Source organism: Candidatus Pyrohabitans sp., from assembly GCF_054014795.1.
Genome location: NZ_JBPMGE010000067.1, coordinates 1 through 16,923 on the forward strand (window position 1 = coordinate 1; position 16,923 = coordinate 16,923).

Genomic DNA, 16,923 nt, shown 5'->3' on the forward strand with positions numbered 1-16,923 from the left:
AAAGAATATTAAAGAAGCCCAGGGAAATATATATCGGTGACCCGGCGATGAGGAGGTACCTGAGCTACGCAGTCTTTGGGATTCTGGGGTTCCTGCTATTGCTCACCATCCTCTACGAGGCCGGCGCCCCCTGGGGTGTGTGCCAGGCGTGGGGCAGTTTTATAGCCCCCGGCAGCATGATGGAGATGCACCGCAGGATGTTCGGTTATGGCTTTAGCGGCTTTGGCCTGGCCTTCTGGTTGCTGGTACTTGCGTTTATATACCTGCTTCTGGCAGGTGGCAGAAAGGAGGAGAGCGCCATGGATATACTTAACAGGCGTCTGGCAAGAGGGGAGATCACAAAGGAGGAGTACATGGAGATGAAGAGGGAAATTCTGGGCAAGGATTAATCGAGTATCCTCACCTCTATGCTCTCATCCTTCTCTGCAATCAGCCTGCGGAAAAGCTCCGGATCAGCGCTGGTCTGGGGGATGTAGTTGTAGTGCATGGGTATCGCCACACTCGGCTTTAATGCAAGTGCCGCCTCTGCTGCCTCGCGCTCATCCATGGTGTAGTGCCCACCTATAGGGAGAAGGGCAACCTCAGTCTTTATGTTGCTCATCTCTGCTATGAAGTCGGTGTCGCCAGCATGGTAAATACGCACGCCCTGCATACTTACGATGACGCCCACCCCCAGGCCACGGGGATGGAAGGGTTTTGCCCTGTTGTACGCCTCCACCGCCTCAACCTTAATCTCACCTACCTCAACGCCATCTCCAGCCTTGACCACCCTCACATCGCCGGAGCAGCGTCTTGCGCAGCCCTGTGTTGTGACTATGACCGTTGAGGGCCTCATCACCTTACCCGCACTCTCCACGGCGCAGTGGTCGAAGTGCTCGTGGGTCATGACTACTACGTCCGCAGCCTCTTCTCCAGCTGGAAGAACATAGGGGTCGATGTACACCACCCCCGCGTTGCTCTTAAGCTTAAAGCTGGAGTGCCCAAACCAGGTTATCTCCACACCCTTAAACTCAGTGGTGTTCATTCCTCTCACCCCTATCTACTACTCTGCGGCGGGAGATAAGTATTTTTTGCAGATTTCGTCTTTTGCCGAAGTCTGGTTAAGTAGATGTCGTGGAAAAACTTATATGCTCTCATTTTTGACTGGTAACTGTCAGCGTGGCACATACTATCACGGGGGCACAGCTGTTGGCAAGCGTCCTGCTAATTGACGACAACGAGGAGATAACAAGACTGGTGAAGAGTCTGCTTGAGAGCCGCGGGCATGATGTTACTGTCGCCCTCTCCGGAGAGGAGGCGCTGGAGAGTCTGAACAACGGCTCCATCCCGGATGTCATCCTCCTGGACATCATCATGCCAGGCATGAGCGGCGAGGAGGTTCTTCTGCATATTAAGGCGTCGGAAGAGTTCAGGGACATCCCAATCCATGTATTCAGTGTTGTGAGCGACAGAGAGAAGGTCACGAGGTGGCTCGCCCTTGGGGCCAGCGGATTCGTGCCCAAGCCCTTCAGCGTGAAGCAGCTGGAGGAGGTTGTGGGTCTGGACTGAAGTGTGCTCTTGCAACAAAGTCCTCAAGCCGCGACTGCCTGAGCAGGGTGCTCCTCCTCAGGTATTCCCTGAGGGGGATTTTGAGCCTCGCAGATATGCTCTCCAGGGCCTCGCTCAGCGTGGCAAAACGCTCGCAGGGATTGCGGAACGCCTGCCTCACATTCTCGCGCACCTCCCAGACGCCGACTGGCATTATGTAGCCCTCGTATATCTCGCGGAAAACCACCACGCCCGCCTGGCGGCGCATTTTTGCGAGAGCCTCGAGCACAGCAAAGCGCGCCGCATAGTAGCCTCCGCCCTCCTGCTCCGCATAGGTGCTCCTTCCACGGTAGCCCTCATGCTCCACGTTGATCGCTGGTTTGTCCATGGCAAGGGTCCAGAGGGTATTCGGTGCCCATGCTTCAAACTGCTCATACTCCCATCTCCGGGGCATCAGCAGGACCTCAAAGTGGTTGTCCAGGTAGGTGTTGTGGTACACGCGGTACTCATTGATGGTAGCGTAGTTGTGAATCTCCCTCATCAACGCTTTGCCCAGGAGGTCGTCCACAGCTGTGATGCTCCAGCGGGTGGGCACCAGGCGCTTCCTCTCCTCGTGGCCCAGGGCACCGGAGGAGAGCACCCGGGTTAGGTAGTAGATGTCATAGCCCTCGTGGTAGAGCTGCGTGGCTGCATAGCTTGCGGTGACCTCGTCACTCGCCAGAGCATCCACCTTCCGTGGAATCTTTGGGTTTTCAGCAATTTCCAGCTCCTTCAGAGGTGCCGTCGGACCTAGAGGCTGGGTGAGGGGTGAGAAGCTCATCCCGTAACTGGGTTTGCGCTCAAAGTGCACCTCTGTGTCAGGCGCCCTTATCGAGAGCGCAACCTCCTGCGCCTGCTCCACGATGCCCGAGCGTTGCGTGACGTGCTGCCTCACCTTGGAGCGCACAAGCAGGGAGCGCATTCGTATTATTTCATCAAAGTCCAGACCATACCACCTGGCAGGGTCGTCGTAGAGCTCGGGGTGCTCCTCGCTCACCGAGGTCAGCGGCCCCACGAAGACATTGGGGTAACCCTTCCAGCCCACGAATATCCCCGGGGACGGCCCGAAGAGGCTCTCCTTAAGCTTCTTTTCAATTGGGCTCCTTATCTTAATCCGTGCCAGAAGGGGACATGAGGCATGGCCACAGAGCAGCCTGCCCCCCTTGCATGCCAGGCAGAGCTCCCTAGACATGGGACGGAGCTTCAGTATCGCCTTGACAATCTCGCAGCTGGGCTTTTCAGCAGGCATGGTGATATTTTGTGCGACGAGGTTAAAGTAGGTAACTCAAAGGGTGCGCAGTTTTTTGAGTGAGTCTATGCTGCCCGACTTCCTGTAGTACTCCATGGCCTTATCTCGCTTGCCCTTCTTGATGTAGAGGTCACCCAGGAGGTTGTATATCACCTCGTTGCCGTAGACGCCGAGGCTTAAGGCGTACTCCAGCATCTCCTCTGCCCTGCGCAGGTTTCCCTGCCTCATTGCCTCCTCTGCCTGCGCACAGTAGCTCATCTTCTTCGAATACTTCTTCTTAAACTCCTCCAGCTCTGCCCGCGAAGCCTTCTTTTTTATGAGCTGGGTTACCTCCTCGGCACTCAGCCTCTCCACGTTTATGCCGTACCTCTTTAAAAGCTCCTTCTCCTGCTTTGGAGTCATGTGAATGCGTAGGCGACAGGAGATATAAGGGTTGCGCTACAGACTAGCTCCGCTTGAACCTCCTCTCAATCTCCTTTAAGTCAAAGGTGACCATGGTAGGTCTGCCGTGGGGACAGGTCTCTGGTCTAGAGGTCCTAGCCAGCTGTGCAAGCAGCGCGTGCATCTCCTCCATGCTGAGGTAATCTCCCGCCTTAACAGCATTCTTGCATGCGATGCGGTATATCATCTCCTCCCTGCGCTGCTCCCTCTGGCGGAGGCTGCCCGCTTCTATCAGCGAATCCACTATCTCGTAGATCTCCTCCCTGCGCACCACCTCGCCCAGGAAGAGGGGCACCACCTTAACGAGGTAGCTCCTATCCCCGAAGCTCTCAATTTCAAAGCCCAGCTCAGAGATGAGCTCAAGGTTCTCCTCCAGGAGTGCAGCCTCCCGGGGGGAAAGCTCAATGAGCGCTGGCGAGAGCAGCTCCTGCCTCTCCAGCTTTGCCTCTTCAAGCTGCGCCCTGAAGCGTTCGAAGAGCACCCGCTCATGCGCTGCATGCTGGTCTATCAGCACCAGACCATCGCTGCTCTCCGCCAGGATGTAGGTATTGTGGAGCTGGGCAAGAGGCTTAAGCTGCAGGTGCGGTCTGCTTTTCTTCGGCTGAGGGGCATACTCTACCCTTGCCTCCCTCACTGCGCCCCCCGCAGGAGAGCGCTCCACCGTTAAGCTAAGCTGTCTGGGCTTTGCTTCCTGCGCCTTTGCGGGCTCGCGGAGTGCCTCGCGAATCGCCTCTGTTAAAAGCGCGCGGAGCCTATCCCCCTCCTTAAACTTAGCCTCAATTTTTGCAGGGTGCACATTCACATCCACCATCGCAGGATTGAGCTCCAGAAAGATAAAAGCGAGGGGATGGCGATGCCTGGGCAGAAGGGTATGGTAGGCCTCGTCCAGAGCTGCGCTCAGCAGCCTGCTCTTCACAAAGCGGCGATTCACAAAGAGGTACTGCTCCCTCCGCGAGGCTCTGTTCAGCGAAGGCGGCGAAACAAAGCCATGGATGCGGTAGCCCTCGCTCTCAAGTGCCACCTCCCTGAGCTGCCTTCCCGTATCTCTCCCGAAGAGCAATGCAAGTCTGTCTCTCATGCTCCCCTTTGGCGCAGCTATGCTCCGCCTCCCGTCTTTGAAAAACTCGAAGTGCACCTCAGGAAAGGCGAGCAGGTAGCGCGTTAGCGTGGTTGCGATTTCCCGGGCTTCAGTGGCGTCGCTTTTAAGAAATTTTCTCCTCGCGGGGGTATTGAAGAACAGTTCCTCCACCACAACGCTTGTACCGGGGGCGCATCCTCTCGCTTCAAGACTCAGCACCTCCCCGCCTTCCACCACCACACGCGTGCCCTCGAGGCTGTGCCTCTCCCTGGTCTCCATGGTGACCTTCGACACGCTTGCTATGCTGGGCAATGCCTCGCCGCGGAAGCCCAGGCTGTTAACAGCGTATAGGTCTGCGAAGCTGGAGATTTTGCTGGTGGCATGCCTCTCGAAGGCTAGGCGCGCATCCTCCCGCGACATGCCGATGCCGTCATCGGCGACGCGGATGTAGCTCCTGCCACCGTGGCGAATCTCCACGACTATGCGGCTAGCGCTCGCATCCAGGCTGTTCTCCACCAGCTCCTTTACAACGCTTGCAGGGCGCTCCACCACCTCGCCAGCGGCGATTTTGCTCACTACGCTCTTGCTGAGCACCCGTATCTTTGGCATGTTTTTAGTTACGCTTTGGGCAATAAAAGGGTTAGCCTAGAAAATTTCACTCGCCTCTATGGTGGTGGTGAAGGTGCGCAGCAGGAGCTCCTCGGATGGTGCAGGCTCGGCGAGAAGCAGCTTCTCGCTCTGCCTGCGGTACTCTATGGCTCGCGCCTCGAGTTCGCGAAGCTTCGCAACCACACTGCGGGAGCGCATCTCCCTCTTAAGCGTGGAGAACATCTCTTTGCTTCCTGCGAGAAGCTCTGCCTCGTTGAATATCTTGCACGCCACCATGTCCTCGAAGCTCGCAAAGTTCAGCTGCTCCACAGCTCTGCTCCACCTTTTAATCAGGTAGTCCAGCTCCTCCTTGCGCGGCATCGCGAGCAGGCGGTGCTTTATCTCGAAGAGCGCATCGTCCAGCTTCTTCTCCAGCTCCTCGCTCACCTCATCGCCGAGGATGACCACCAGGTCCAGGTCTGAGCCCGCCACAAGTTCACCGGTGCTGCGCTCCGGGCGGGCATCGCTGTGGGCCATTCCGAGGGGTACATCTCCACCTATTAGAAAGCATGCCCGGCTGAGAAGCACCCTGCCAGCGCTGCCCAGCCTCTCTAGCGCCTCCTCAACCACGCGCTTCGCCAGCCTCAACTTTCGCTTGCTGATTTCGGCTATGTGCTTCTCCAGTAGCGCCGCCCCTGCTATAACCTCGCTTTCCTGCTCCTTCAGTCCGACTACGGTATAGGTGAGGAATTCCCGCTGAATCGACGGCGAAAGCCTTGCATAGCCCTCGACGCGTTTGTCCAGGCGGAGGTAGCGCCTCCCCACATGCCGGGTTACTATTCTGTTGCTCAGCATGCAGGTGCGCCAGAGCTGGAAGGAGTCAATGCCAAGGCTCTCGTAAAGCTCCCCACCAAGCGCTGGTCCATGCTTCTCCAGAAAATCCACCACTTGCTTCTCAATCTCCATTATCAGCCAGCTCTTTCACCTTTGCGGCTATTGCATCACCCACCTGCGTGGTAGAGGCGCTCCCGGCGATGTCGGGGGTCCGCACACCCTCGCGCAGCGTCTCATACACGGCGCGCTCCACCAGACGAGCGGCCTTCGCCTCACCCAGCTCCTGGAGCATGAGCTGCCCTGCGAGCACCTGCGCTATGGGGTTCGCTAAACCTCTGCCTTTCAGATTGGGTGCAGAGCCGTGCACCGGCTCGAACATGCTCACCCCTTGCGGATTTATATTCCCGCTCGGCGCCAGGCCGATGCCCCCCTGAATCTGCGCCCCCAGGTCGGTGATTATGTCGCCGAACATGTTGGGAGTGACGACAACACGGTAGTGCTCGGGCATTGTGAGGAAATACATGGTTATCGCATCAACGAAGGTGAACTCGGTCTCTATCCCGGCGTAACCCCTGGCAACATCCTCGAACACCTCACGCCACAGGGAATAAACATGGGTGAGCACATTCGCCTTGTCCACGCTGGTCACCCTTTGCATACCCTGGCGCTTTGCCAGCTCAAAGGCGTACTCTATCACCCGCCTCGCACCTTCCCGGGAAACCACGCCTATCTGGAAGGCTATCTCCTCGCTGCCCTCTTTTGTTATGTCCACCCCAAACTTGAGCTGGTAGAGCTCGCGCTTTACCTCGAGCTCTTCCCTCTGCTTTGCCGAAGTAACGCGGGCACCTACGCCGACATAAAAGTCCTCTGTGTTCTCCCTCACCACAAAGAAGTTTATGTCCTCTGGCTTCTTATCCTTCAGCGGAGTGGGGATGCCGGGGTATAGCTTCACAGGGCGCAGGTTCACATACTGGTCAAAGTAGAAGCGCAGCTTCAGCAGGATGCCCTGCTCCAGGATGCCCGGCTTAACGCGGGGGTCGCCCACGGCGGCGAGGTAAATCGCATCGCAGCCCGAGATTTCCTTCAGCGCATCCTCGGGCAGAACCTCTCCGGTGGCGAGGTAGTGCTCCGCACCGAAGGGGTACCGAATCCACTCAAAGTCTGCACCAGTTACCTCGCCCGCGGCCTCAAGTACCTTTATGCCTTCCTGCATGACCTCAGGGCCTATTCCATCGCCGGGTATAACTGCAATTCTGTACATTGCACCACCATGCTAAATTCAGGGCGTGGAATAAAAAAGTTTGCTGTAGAGCAAAGGTTATTCTGAGGTCTAATATCTCTCGATAACTTCTTTCACTGCTTCGGCATATTTTTCAGGGGTATAGACCCTTCCTATGTTGAGAGTTTTAGTTGCAAGTTCTCGAATTAACGAGTTAGGGTTTGATGCTATTGTGTATACTGTGTCACCATCCTTAATTCGTATGGCCTGTTCAATTCTCTCATCAACATCTTCAGTAGTAGTAGGCTCATAATACGGCTTAAGTCCAGAGATTTCTGTTCTTGGGAAGGATACAAATAAAAGGTCTTCAGGAATTTTCGTCTCCTCTAATATTAAGTCTCTTATTTTTGCACCTCTCCTAATTTTGTCTATTGTTGTGTACTCCTCTGACCCACGCCCATCCATTTCCACAATGCATCGCGCCTCTTTTGCAACTTTTAACGGCTTCCTATGTAATATCCTCTTTATAAAATCCCATGTCCTCCTACTTACATCCTTTTTTTGAATATTGAACAACGTGTTAAGGAACCAATTATCATCGAACCATAAATAATCTTCAGGAGATTTTCTTATTTCCTCTAGTTCAGGAGCCTTACCTATATTAAGCAATTCTCTGTAAACCTCTTTTGCAAGAATATTAAAGGCATTGGATGTATGGTGGCTATATATTTCAGAGTACATATAATACCTACCAAGGATGTAGTGCTCTGCGGCGGTTCTGCCTTTTTCTAATACTACAAGTTGGCCCTCATGTATGTCTAATGTTCTCATTAACTGATGCCGGTCAAACATGCCGTAGGTCAGTCCACAATTTACAGAATCTCTTATGAGATAGTCGAGTCTATCCATATCCAATTCAGAGTGCATTATTTGTGTAAATAACTGGTTCCCTGAAGTACCTCCTATGATTTTAGAAAGTAGGCTAAGGTCTATGCCATGGTCCTTGACCAAATCTCCAAGACTGGAGTTTCTGATATATTCACCTGCATTTTTTTCATGATGCCCAATCTTTTTTCCATATAAATCTATCATTAACCCTTCTATTGTATGGGAAAGAGGATAATGACCAATATCATGAAGAAGTGCTGCTAATAATAAATGGTCTTTTTCATCTTTTTCTAGATGATGCTCACTCCGTTCAAAATTTTCAAGCAAATCCTGCATATTTTTAAAAACACCAAGAGAGTGAGCAAACCGGCTGTGTTCTGCACCAGTAAATACGTAATTCAAAAATCCATTTTGTTTAATCCGTCTGAGCCTTTGAAATAAGGGATGATTGACAATAGAGAGTTGAAATTCGTCAAGCGCTATAAATCCTGAAATATTATCAAAAATAGTTTTCCCCTTTTCCCCGGACATAACGTTCAACCTTCTAAATTAATTCGAAATATTCAAGCTTCCTCCACATTGCCTCTTTCTTAGGTTCCGTAAATTTACCCGGCTTTTCAACTTCAAGTTTTTGAAAGACCTCTCTTTTGTTCTTTCCAAGGCCTGCCTCATATACAAGAAAATGGATTGATGCCATGAGCTCCAAATCATCCGGAACCATATCTTTGGTTAAATTGTTTAATTTTTTGATTTTTTCTAATTCATCCCTACCGAGCGCAGGAAGCTCCGTAGCATTTACAAGTATACGGTGATACTCCTCTACATCAGTTGTAATCTCTCCAATACTCATGTAGAAGTCAATTTCATCGGCTAAATCGAAGCTGTATGGCCCATATTTATACCATTTATAGTCATAACCTAAATTCAAACCCAAAACCTGAGCGAAATATATTTTTTTCTGGAGAGCTTTCCTACCATAAATCGGATCAATTTTTCTTAATATCGCAAGAACTTTTTCAGATAAGACAGACATCACCCTTGCCTCCTTGGGATATTTCTTACAATATGGATATTTAAACATTTAGTAAGAGCACCGGAAATATGAAATTTGATAATAATATCTCTATATCCTTATGATGGAAGAGGCTGGTCTATAGCATATCTGCTTGCCCCTCAAACCTCCACCCCTATACCCAGAATCTCCCTCTTGCCTCCGTAAATTGCCCGCGCAATCTCGGCGCTTCCCCTTGCGGCGCTGTACCCGTCTATGCGCAGTACCGGCGCGAGTTTGCGCAGTCTCTTGGCAAGGCGGGTGAACACGGCCTCATGAACACCTGCGCCGCCTGTAATAACCACCACCTGAGGCTCCACCAGCGCTGTGAGGGAGCGAATCTCCATCTCCACACTCAGCACCAGTGCCTCCAGGGCAAGTCTGGCAGCGTCGCTCTCAGGCTCCAGTACCTCCGCAAAGTCTGAGAAATCATAGACCTTAACCGCCCCCGCGCGGGAGAAGGCCTCACCCGCCTTAAGCTCGCCCCTGTCAATACGGCGAATAGCCTCAAGGTCCAGGGGACCGTGGAGCATGCCTATCGCACCCACGCAGGCGTCCATCGCCCCGGCTATTTTGCCATCCTTCACAGCCACACTAACCGTATTGGAGCTTATATCGCTCACAATAAAGCTCTCCGCATTCATCTCCCTCTTAACCTTTAAATAGGCGTCGTAGGCGATACTCACCTTCTCGCTGCTCGCCATGTGCGAGTAAAGTGCGCGCATGCGCTCATCCAGGCAAGGCAAGCCCCGGTGAAGCCCCGGTATCACCACCGCCCTTATGCCGCTCGCAGCAAGCTCGTCATAGGCGCGGGTGCCCCCGCCCACGTGCTCACCCGCACCTCCTCCGGGGAGCACACCGCGGTTCTCAACCCTATCTATAGGCGTAATCGCCTTCAGCGCATCGCCCATGGAGTAGGTTACCCCGGCGAGCTCAATACTCGAAAGTTCAACCCTGCGTTCAATCTCGCGCAGCACACCCTCCCGTGCGGCTCTCTCGCGGGATACTGAGAAGCCAACTTGCTCCGGTAGGAGATAAAAGCGCACTTCACGGGTGCCGTGGTCCATGCCCAGAAAGCTCATCCCCTCACCCTGCAGGATAGCTCCCAAGTATCTTCATAAATGACGCACGCCTTTCAATCTCCTCAAGCACAGCCTTTATCCTGTCCTCGGTGCGGTGCCCCTCAAAATCTATAAAGAAGATGTAATCCCCAAGGGCCCGCCGGGATGGGCGGGATTCAATCTTGGTCAGGTTTATCTTCGCCTTTGCAAAGGCCTCAAGCACCTCGTAAAGCGCACCTGGCTTGTCCTTGAGGCTGAGTACAATGGAGGTTTTATCTCTGCCGGTGGGTGCATGGTCCCTCTTTGCCAGGATGAAGAAGCGCGTCTGATTGTGGTTCATGTCCTGAATTTTCTCCTTAAGCACAGCCAGACCATAGAGCTTTGCCGCCGCAAGGGGTGCGATGGCTGCGACATCGCGGAGCTGCTTCTCCTTAATCTCCCGCGCGGCATCGGCGGTACTCGGATAGTTGGCAGTGGCAACACCCAGGCTGGAGATAAAGCCCTTGCACTGCGCCAGTGCCTGGGGATGGGATATCACCCTGCGTATCTCTGCCAGCTTCACCCCAGGCAGAGCGAGCAGGTTGTGATTTATGTCCAGTATAATCTCAGCGTAGACCCTTGCCTCCCTCTTTACAAGCAGTTCCATGGCAAGGGTGACACTGCCCTCCAGTGAGTTCTCCACCGGCAGGACGCCGAACTCGACCTCCCCGCGCTCCACCAGGTCGAAGATCTCCTCGATTTCCCGGGCGAGCACCAGGTGGGGAGAACTCATGAACTTCAGTGCAGCCTCTTCAGAGAAGGTGCCCCTCGGTCCGAGTATAGCGATCTTGCCCTGCCGCTGGGCGCGCTTGCTCTCCAGGATAATCCGCTCGAAGATTTCACGCACAAACTCCTCACTCAGCCCCTCAGCCTTAGCCAGGGCGCGGGAAATAACCTGCTTCTCCCGCTCAGGGTCCTCAATGCGCATGCCCCTTGCAAGCTTGTACCTGCCCACTTGCTCGGCGATGCGTATTCTGCGCCTGAGCAGCTCCAGAAGCTTCGCATCAATCTCGTCTATCTCCTTCCTCATCTGTTCCAGCCGGGTCATTACAATAGCATTTGCGCAGAGGGTTTAAAAAGCTTCTGGGATTGGATACAGGTAGCGGGAGTACACCCTCGCAGCCTTCTCCTTAACCTTCTGCAGCGCCCCTCTCCTGCTCTGCGCGCTGCCCAGCACAGTGGTTATGGGTTCGCCTGCCTCTATTATTGCATTCCTCACGGGTACATCGCTGCAGAGCTTCAGCAGGTTGCCTCTAACAATACAGCGCTCGCCTGCAAAGAGGGTTAACCTGGCTGCGCAGTTTCGAGGTCGAGGGCGCTGTTCTGGCAGTTCCCCCTCGCATGCGGCGAGGTGGGCGGCGACGATGTCAAGGTGATAGGCGCGCTCAACAACATCCAGAGTGCCCTGAAAGCGCGGGTTGAGTTCAATGAAGTAGTATTCCCCATGCCTCTCAACAAAATCTATACCATTCCACCCGCGCAGGTTGAAGAGGCTCGCCACCTCCTCTGCAAGGCTGAGCAGTCGCTCCTCCCGGGAATAGGGTGCTATGCTTCCACAGTATCTGAAACCCCCAGCTCTGACCAGCCTTGAGCCCAGAAGTTGAACACTCGTGGAAATGGCAACGCTCTGGCTGCGATAACTCAGCGTGGAGACGCTTATCGCCTTGCCTCGAATATACTCCTGCACCAGGAAGCACTCCCGAATCTCTGGAATCTCCTCCTGGGAATGCACAAGCACCACACCCTCGCCCCCTGCACCCAGGGCGGGTTTAACCACCACTGGGAAGCCAATCTCCTCCGCAGCCTGCACCGCCTCTTCCCTGCTTCTAACCACCCTCGTCTCGGGCAGGGCTATGCCCAGCTTTCCAAGCTTCTTAAGCTGGTAGGCTTTGTCTTTAAGCTTTTTTGCGCGCCTGCCGCTTATGCCAGCTATTTTGCTGCTGTGCATCGCAAGGGTTGAGGTCAGGATTATCTTCTCGCCCTCAAGCTCATGCGCTATTTCAATAAGCCTCTCCTCGGAGTAGTTCTCAGCCTGCCTGCCATTGGAACGGTAGGGCCTCTGCTCAACTATGGAGCGGGACTCGTCGGCGAGTTTCTTCAGGTCGACGTCGCCAAAGTAGTCTGCGCTCGCTACGGCGTAGCCAGAACGCTTGGCTGAGGCTACAGCAGGACGGGTGTGTAGCCCCACTATTAGAAGGCGCTCATTCCCGCTCGACAATGCGCTTCCCTCTCCGCGAAGGAAGTACCCTGAGTCTGCCGTGAAACTCTTTGTGCAGCTCTTCTCCAGTGAAGTACCTGTCCAGGAAAACAGCAAGCGCTGCGACCTCGCTGTGGGGCTGGTGTCCAATTGCTATGTTGTAGTCAACGAGGTTGAAAACCTCCGCCGGCACCTTCTCGGCGCCAACCACAACGAGGAGGTCTTCACCGGAGGAGCGAATTTCTGTGATTCTATCGTCGATGTGCTCGCCGTACATGGTGAGGTGCACCTTTATGCCCTGCCACTCCCTGATAAACCTGCGCCACTCCTCCTCCACATCCACGAAAAAATCTCCACCCCAGTTTGCCACAACCCCGCGTATGCTCTCCATCACCTTTTCATCATGCGTCGAAAGCACCATTCCAGAAGCACCAAAGGCCCTCGCTACCAGACCCACGTGGGTGGTCACACGCTTGTCGCGCTCCGGCCTGTGCCCCAGGCGCAGAACAACCACCACCACTTAAAGCACCTTCTCAAGCTCTTCATGCGGGTGGCGCAGTGATATCTCCCTGCTTCTTCCCCGCCTCTCACCGCCTGCGAATCTTGCCTCTATCAAACCAATGTCCTCAAGCTTTGTGAGAATGCGGTAGAACTTTGTGTAGCTCAGCCCGGATACGCTTGCAAAGCGCTCGTAGAGTTCGCCGGAGGTAATGTGCTCTGATTCGCAGAGCAGTTTCAGGAGGAGCTTTTCCTTCTTGGCGAGGGGCTCCACCAGGCTGCGCAGCGTTGCCAGGCGTGAGGTGGCATAGGCCTCTTCTATGTGCTCCTGTGTAATCTTCCGCGATGCATGCGACTCTGCGATAACCGCACTTGTGCGCAGAAGCTCTATGCCCAGCCTCAGGTCCCCGTGCTCATAGGCGCGGGTAGCTATTTTCTCCACAAGTTCGCTGCTTATAACGCCGGGGAAGAAGCCCAGTTCAGCCCTCCGCCTGAGTATGTCGTACATTTCACCCGCGCTGTAGGGCGGGAAGTATATCTCCTGCGGACGAAACATGGAGCGCACGCGGTCGTCGAGCTTGTAGGCAAACTCTGTGTGGCTTACTATGCTGAATATTCCTGTCTTCGCCCCTGGAAAAACCTCATGGGCGCGCAGTATGTCGTAGAGTATCTCATTTGCATAGCGCTCATAGAAGAGGTGATTCATGTCGTCCAGCACCACGAGGAGAATCTTATTCTCCCGGCGCAGCTTTCTGAATATCGCCTCGTAAACCTTTGAGAAGGGTACGCCGGTTTCTGGCGGGAGATGTCCCACCACCGCCTTGTGGATGAGGGAAAAGATGCCGAACTTGGTGGCATGAATCTGGCAGTTTATGTGCACCCTGGCGATGCGTCTTGCTTGAGGGATATCCTCCAGGTCCTGGAAGAGCTTGCGAATCGCAGTTGTCTTACCCGTCGCCGGCGGGCCGTAAATCTGAGCATTTAGTGGACGCTCTCCCCGCAAAGCCGGCTTGATGCATCGTGCTATGCTCTGCATCTGCTCCCCGCGGTGGATGTAATCCTCAGGCACATAGTCAGGGTCGAATACCTCAGCCTTGCGGAAGAGACTCTCGTCGGCGGCGAGCAGGTCTTTAAAGCTTCTCGGGGGCATCCCTTTAATTTTCCTCTCCAGCGGCTATAAAGGTTTCCACGGTAGGCATAATTTGCTTTTACCTGCTTGCCCCGGTTCCAATGATTTAATTTAGGTCTCTCCACAATTGTAAAGGAGGCAGGAGTTTTCTGAGGTTTGCCGTAACGCGAGATTTATCTCAACCTCTCCACCAGCTCAAGCACGTCGGTAAACACAACTCTGCACCCTTCTACCTCAGACTCCTTCTTCTCCCCTCTGTAAAAAACAATAAAGGCTTCTTCTGGAGAGTAGGTCCTGATAAAGGAAGTCATGCTCCTTTCCAGCAAAGGGGAAGAAGTTTTCACCTCCACCGGCACAGGGTTTCCATCCACTTCAACAACAAAATCTACCTCAGCACCGCTTTTTGTGCGCCAGTATTTAACGTCTAAGCCAGCCTTCTTGAGTTCCATTAGAACATAATTCTCAAAAATCTCCCCAGAAGGCTCGGTGTAGCTTTCCCTGAGGACAACATTCCTCAATCCGGTATCAATGAAATAGACTTTTGGTCTCTTTTTGAGTTCTTTTGCTTTATTTGTATAAAATGGCGAAACCCTCGTTATAATATGGCTTTTCTCCATGGCATTCAGATACTTCCTGAGGGTCTGGAAAGATATATCAAGAGCCCTCATCACAGACTCATAGTTGAGCAGTGCTCCTGTGTTTGCCGCCAGATATTTTGTCAGTCTTTCAAGGGCATCGAGGTCGTCTATTGAGAAGCTTCTGGAAACATCCTTAAGGAGCATGGTTTCTATTAAGTCACGAAGGATTATCTGCTTGATTTCAGCATCGTCAGTTAAAACAACTCTGGGATAGCCACCGTAGTTTATGTGCTCCCACACAGCGCGGATTTTTATCTTATCGGTTAAAGCTCTGATTTTCTTTGCACGCAGGAACTCGCGCAGAGAGAAGGGGTACAGCCTTATTATTGACACCCTACCAACGAGGTAGGAGAGCACCTCTCTGCTGAGGAGAATCTCAGAGGAAGAGGTCACCCATATTTTATGCTTCCTGTCTGCGAGATACTTCAGTTTTATGCCTGCATCTCTCCCGTACTGCACCTCGTCTATGCCCGTGACGCTGTTTCCCTCTACATACTGCTTCTCAAATTTTTTTATGTCCTCATTGAAGATATCCCTGGCATCGGGGTCGTCGAAGGTTACATAGCCGCTTTTTGGCACTTCTTCAAGCTTTTTTTTGAGGAATGTGGTTTTACCCGCCTGCCTTGCTCCAACCAGAGCAACTATGCTGTAGACCTTGGAAAGCTTATCAAAGATTTCTTCCACGTCCCTCTCCACGTACATGAACCTAACTTTTCCTTAATCGTATTTAAACTTTAGCCCTGCTAAAATTAAACTCGAGGTGAAGTTTAATCAGGTTTAGTGGTGTAAATCATCATAGTGTGTGCGGAATATCTTTGCCCCTGATCTATCAGTTACCTCTTTATTTTTATAGTACAACCTGCAAATAAAAATGAGGTTAATCATGAACTACAAAGATCATGTAAAATCTAAATTAAAACAGTACAAAAGGAGCGATATAATAATAACGAAACATGCAAAATTGCGGGCTGAATTCAGAGGTATAGACATAGATGAAATCGTTGAAAACATAATTAATCCCGTGAGATTGATTTTTGCTGGAAAACAGAAGTCAGATAATCCCAATGAAGAGAAGTATGACTGCTACTTTGGCTATAGTAAAACTCAGGCTCACCGTTACATTTTAGTATTCAGTGGTGACAAGATAATAGTGCCCACCGTGATAAAAATCAATCGAAGGTGGCAGCGGATGGTGGATAAAGGATGAAGGAATTTGAATTTAGTTACGACAGAGATAATGACGATTTATTCATATTTCGTAGAGATTCAAAGTCAAAGGGCAGTGTTGAGCTGGGAAATTTGATACTGGACTTCGACTATAGGAAAAATCTCGTTGGAGTAGAGATAATTAATGCCACCGAGTATCTATCTGAGGTATTGAATTTGAGCAGGGGAGGAGTGAGAGAGATTTTGTGCACATTGAAGAAGTGTGATGTGAGAACAAAATTGTATGGAAATGCGATTTTAATACTGATTATACTTCAGGGAGAAAAAGAAGAGAAAAATATAGCTCTGACAGTGCCAGGCATCAGGCAGAGGAGCCCGGCTGTTGCAGAGGGGTAACTCTCTTGGAGTTTTCCAGAGATAGTGGCCCCCTATCGCTCCAACAACCTGATAAATTCTTCTCTGCTAAGGTTGGCTTGTCTGAGAATAGAATTTAAGGTACCCTTTTCTATTTCTTTATGGTCAGGCACAATTACTATTAAGGTTCTGTTGTTCTTTTTCTTCAGTCTGATATGGCTCCCCTTCCTTCCAACGACCTCAAAAACCCGCTTTGGCTAGGACTTTTATAACTTTACGCCCTGACAAGACCGGAAGTTTCACCGCTCTTGACCTCGATCATGGTCACTAGAGGTTTCGTCTTCGGCTCTGGGACAATTGCATCCCCATCTTCGAGATATAGCTCGATGGCTTCTTTAAGATTTTCAAGCGCCTCTTCAATAGTCTTTCCCTGACTGGCGATGTCCAGCTCTGGACAATGAGAAACGTAATACTTCTCCCCTTTTGTAACCACCGCCGAAAACTGCAATTGTACCACCTTTTAGCAGTTTTAAAGTTAGCATTTGAAAGGATAGTTATTCTTGTTGATGGGAGGCATGAATTTTACGATTTATCACATTGTTCAGGCTTTTTTACATTTTGAATACTGCCAGAGTGCCTTATCTAAGTCTCTAAGTTTTATTTTTTTGTCGCTACTTTTGTTTACTCTATTAACAATGGCTCTACATTTTCTTAGATATTCATTCCAATGCTCAAAATCGTCTTTAATATCGTAATTACGTTCAATCTTTCCTAATTCCTGTAATGATTCCCAAACTCTCCAATCCATTATAGGATATTTGTTTGGAAAGGCAAAGTGTAATATAGCCGAAGCGACTCTATAACCAACCCCATCCAACAAAGTGAGAACTTCTATCTTTATTCTCTCATTTTCTGATGAAAATGAA

The 16,923-nt window shown here is 51.9% G+C and carries 20 protein-coding genes and 1 pseudogene; 4 read left to right on the forward strand and 17 right to left on the reverse strand.

Translation table 11 applies throughout. The features are described 5' to 3' along the window. The coding region (locus ACXJJW_RS07290; RefSeq protein ID WP_456475077.1) for an SHOCT domain-containing protein at nt 1-389 on the forward strand (389 nt) is incomplete at its 5' end. Here ACXJJW_RS07290 and ACXJJW_RS07295 read toward each other — a convergent pair. Next, the gene (locus ACXJJW_RS07295) at nt 386-1,024 is read right to left on the reverse strand and encodes an MBL fold metallo-hydrolase (RefSeq protein WP_456475078.1); all 639 of its coding nucleotides are present in this window, start codon (nt 1,022-1,024) and stop codon (nt 386-388) included. The two genes, ACXJJW_RS07290 and ACXJJW_RS07295, sit on opposite strands and share 4 nt — an antisense overlap. Nucleotides 1,025-1,188: 164 nt before the next feature. On the opposite strand from ACXJJW_RS07295, the gene ACXJJW_RS07300 reads away from it, so the two are divergent. After that, on the forward strand, nt 1,189-1,548 hold the full coding sequence (locus ACXJJW_RS07300) for a response regulator (protein ID WP_456475079.1): 360 nt from the start codon (nt 1,189-1,191) through the stop codon (nt 1,546-1,548). Here the strand turns inward: ACXJJW_RS07300 and ACXJJW_RS07305 are convergent. The 13 genes from ACXJJW_RS07305 to ACXJJW_RS07365 form a co-directional block, all read right to left on the reverse strand. After that, nucleotides 1,508-2,815: an Nre C-terminal domain-containing protein gene (locus tag ACXJJW_RS07305; protein WP_456475080.1), complete on the reverse strand. Its 1,308-nt coding sequence runs from the start codon at nt 2,813-2,815 to the stop codon at nt 1,508-1,510. The genes ACXJJW_RS07300 and ACXJJW_RS07305 overlap by 41 nt on opposite strands. A 36-nt stretch (nt 2,816-2,851) precedes the next feature. After that, nucleotides 2,852-3,217, reverse strand: coding sequence for a tetratricopeptide repeat protein (locus ACXJJW_RS07310; protein WP_456475081.1), 366 nt, complete (start codon nt 3,215-3,217; stop codon nt 2,852-2,854). Nucleotides 3,218-3,260: 43 nt separating this feature from the next. Continuing rightward, nucleotides 3,261-4,943, reverse strand: coding sequence for a DNA mismatch repair endonuclease MutL (mutL, locus tag ACXJJW_RS07315; protein WP_456475082.1), 1,683 nt, complete (start codon nt 4,941-4,943; stop codon nt 3,261-3,263). A gap of 36 nt (nt 4,944-4,979) precedes the next feature. Beyond that, entirely contained in the window at nt 4,980-5,888 is a 909-nt protein-coding gene (locus tag ACXJJW_RS07320) for a hypothetical protein (RefSeq protein ID WP_456475083.1), read from the reverse strand. Further along, nucleotides 5,878-7,017, reverse strand: a complete 1,140-nt coding sequence (locus ACXJJW_RS07325; protein WP_456475084.1) for an isocitrate/isopropylmalate dehydrogenase family protein — start codon at nt 7,015-7,017, stop codon at nt 5,878-5,880. Before ACXJJW_RS07325 ends, ACXJJW_RS07320 begins: the two co-directional genes overlap by 11 nt. Before the next feature lie 69 nt (nt 7,018-7,086). Further along, entirely contained in the window at nt 7,087-8,394 is a 1,308-nt protein-coding gene (locus ACXJJW_RS07330; RefSeq protein WP_456475085.1) for an HD domain-containing protein, read from the reverse strand. Nucleotides 8,395-8,407: 13 nt separating this feature from the next. Then, nucleotides 8,408-8,896: a hypothetical protein gene (locus ACXJJW_RS07335; RefSeq protein ID WP_456475086.1), complete on the reverse strand. Its 489-nt coding sequence runs from the start codon at nt 8,894-8,896 to the stop codon at nt 8,408-8,410. A 140-nt stretch (nt 8,897-9,036) separates the two neighbouring features. Continuing rightward, nucleotides 9,037-9,996 (reverse strand): methanogenesis marker 12 protein, encoded by a 960-nt coding sequence (locus tag ACXJJW_RS07340; RefSeq protein ID WP_456475087.1) that lies wholly within the window; start codon nt 9,994-9,996, stop codon nt 9,037-9,039. Nucleotides 9,997-10,000: 4 nt separating this feature from the next. Then, on the reverse strand, nt 10,001-11,062 hold the full coding sequence (pheA, locus tag ACXJJW_RS07345; protein ID WP_456475088.1) for a prephenate dehydratase: 1,062 nt from the start codon (nt 11,060-11,062) through the stop codon (nt 10,001-10,003). 24 nt (nt 11,063-11,086) lie between these two features. Then, nucleotides 11,087-12,232 carry an ATP-grasp domain-containing protein gene (locus ACXJJW_RS07350; RefSeq protein ID WP_456475089.1) on the reverse strand — a complete coding sequence of 382 codons (1,146 nt, stop codon included), beginning with the start codon at nt 12,230-12,232 and terminating at the stop codon, nt 11,087-11,089. Next, nucleotides 12,216-12,728 (reverse strand): tRNA (cytidine(56)-2'-O)-methyltransferase, encoded by a 513-nt coding sequence (locus ACXJJW_RS07355; RefSeq protein WP_456475095.1) that lies wholly within the window; start codon nt 12,726-12,728, stop codon nt 12,216-12,218. Before ACXJJW_RS07355 ends, ACXJJW_RS07350 begins: the two co-directional genes overlap by 17 nt. 3 nt (nt 12,729-12,731) lie before the next feature. Beyond that, the gene (locus tag ACXJJW_RS07360; protein WP_456475090.1) at nt 12,732-13,859 is read right to left on the reverse strand and encodes an ORC1-type DNA replication protein; all 1,128 of its coding nucleotides are present in this window, start codon (nt 13,857-13,859) and stop codon (nt 12,732-12,734) included. A 152-nt stretch (nt 13,860-14,011) separates the two neighbouring features. Then, nucleotides 14,012-15,178 (reverse strand): ATP-binding protein, encoded by a 1,167-nt coding sequence (locus ACXJJW_RS07365; protein ID WP_456475091.1) that lies wholly within the window; start codon nt 15,176-15,178, stop codon nt 14,012-14,014. Between the two features lie 181 nt (nt 15,179-15,359). On the opposite strand from ACXJJW_RS07365, the gene ACXJJW_RS07370 reads away from it, so the two are divergent. Then, nucleotides 15,360-15,683 carry a hypothetical protein gene (locus ACXJJW_RS07370; RefSeq protein WP_456475092.1) on the forward strand — a complete coding sequence of 108 codons (324 nt, stop codon included), beginning with the start codon at nt 15,360-15,362 and terminating at the stop codon, nt 15,681-15,683. After that, a complete protein-coding gene (locus ACXJJW_RS07375; RefSeq protein WP_456475093.1) occupies nt 15,680-16,039 on the forward strand; it encodes a DUF2283 domain-containing protein in 360 nt (119 codons plus the stop codon). The genes ACXJJW_RS07370 and ACXJJW_RS07375 overlap by 4 nt, the downstream gene beginning before the upstream one ends. A 32-nt stretch (nt 16,040-16,071) precedes the next feature. On the opposite strand, the gene ACXJJW_RS07380 is transcribed toward ACXJJW_RS07375, so the two are convergent. From ACXJJW_RS07380 to ACXJJW_RS07390, 3 genes and pseudogenes are all read right to left on the reverse strand, one after another. Then, complete coding sequence (locus ACXJJW_RS07380) at nt 16,072-16,212, reverse strand: type II toxin-antitoxin system HicA family toxin (protein WP_456475096.1); 141 nt, start codon at nt 16,210-16,212, stop codon at nt 16,072-16,074. A 59-nt stretch (nt 16,213-16,271) separates the two neighbouring features. Then, nucleotides 16,272-16,505 (reverse strand): type II toxin-antitoxin system HicB family antitoxin, encoded by a 234-nt coding sequence (locus ACXJJW_RS07385; protein WP_456475094.1) that lies wholly within the window; start codon nt 16,503-16,505, stop codon nt 16,272-16,274. A gap of 93 nt (nt 16,506-16,598) precedes the next feature. Further along, nucleotides 16,599-16,923, reverse strand: a pseudogene (locus ACXJJW_RS07390) (hypothetical protein); the annotation flags it as partial.

What these genes read in the sequence shown, in the direction of transcription:
- ACXJJW_RS07295 (WP_456475078.1), bottom strand. Translation starts at nt 1,024, where the DNA reads ATGAACACCACTGAGTTTAAGGGTGTGGAGATAACCTGGTTTGGGCAC.
- ACXJJW_RS07305 (WP_456475080.1), bottom strand. Translation starts at nt 2,815, where the DNA reads ATGCCTGCTGAAAAGCCCAGCTGCGAGATTGTCAAGGCGATACTGAAG.
- ACXJJW_RS07310 (WP_456475081.1), bottom strand. Translation starts at nt 3,217, where the DNA reads ATGACTCCAAAGCAGGAGAAGGAGCTTTTAAAGAGGTACGGCATAAAC.
- mutL (WP_456475082.1), bottom strand. Translation starts at nt 4,943, where the DNA reads ATGCCAAAGATACGGGTGCTCAGCAAGAGCGTAGTGAGCAAAATCGCC.
- ACXJJW_RS07320 (WP_456475083.1), bottom strand. Translation starts at nt 5,888, where the DNA reads ATGGAGATTGAGAAGCAAGTGGTGGATTTTCTGGAGAAGCATGGACCA.
- ACXJJW_RS07325 (WP_456475084.1), bottom strand. Translation starts at nt 7,017, where the DNA reads ATGTACAGAATTGCAGTTATACCCGGCGATGGAATAGGCCCTGAGGTC.
- ACXJJW_RS07330 (WP_456475085.1), bottom strand. Translation starts at nt 8,394, where the DNA reads ATGTCCGGGGAAAAGGGGAAAACTATTTTTGATAATATTTCAGGATTT.
- ACXJJW_RS07335 (WP_456475086.1), bottom strand. Translation starts at nt 8,896, where the DNA reads ATGTCTGTCTTATCTGAAAAAGTTCTTGCGATATTAAGAAAAATTGAT.
- ACXJJW_RS07340 (WP_456475087.1), bottom strand. Translation starts at nt 9,996, where the DNA reads ATGAGCTTTCTGGGCATGGACCACGGCACCCGTGAAGTGCGCTTTTAT.
- pheA (WP_456475088.1), bottom strand. Translation starts at nt 11,062, where the DNA reads ATGACCCGGCTGGAACAGATGAGGAAGGAGATAGACGAGATTGATGCG.
- ACXJJW_RS07360 (WP_456475090.1), bottom strand. Translation starts at nt 13,859, where the DNA reads ATGCCCCCGAGAAGCTTTAAAGACCTGCTCGCCGCCGACGAGAGTCTC.
- ACXJJW_RS07365 (WP_456475091.1), bottom strand. Translation starts at nt 15,178, where the DNA reads ATGTACGTGGAGAGGGACGTGGAAGAAATCTTTGATAAGCTTTCCAAG.
- ACXJJW_RS07370 (WP_456475092.1), top strand. Translation starts at nt 15,360, where the DNA reads ATGAACTACAAAGATCATGTAAAATCTAAATTAAAACAGTACAAAAGG.
- ACXJJW_RS07375 (WP_456475093.1), top strand. Translation starts at nt 15,680, where the DNA reads ATGAAGGAATTTGAATTTAGTTACGACAGAGATAATGACGATTTATTC.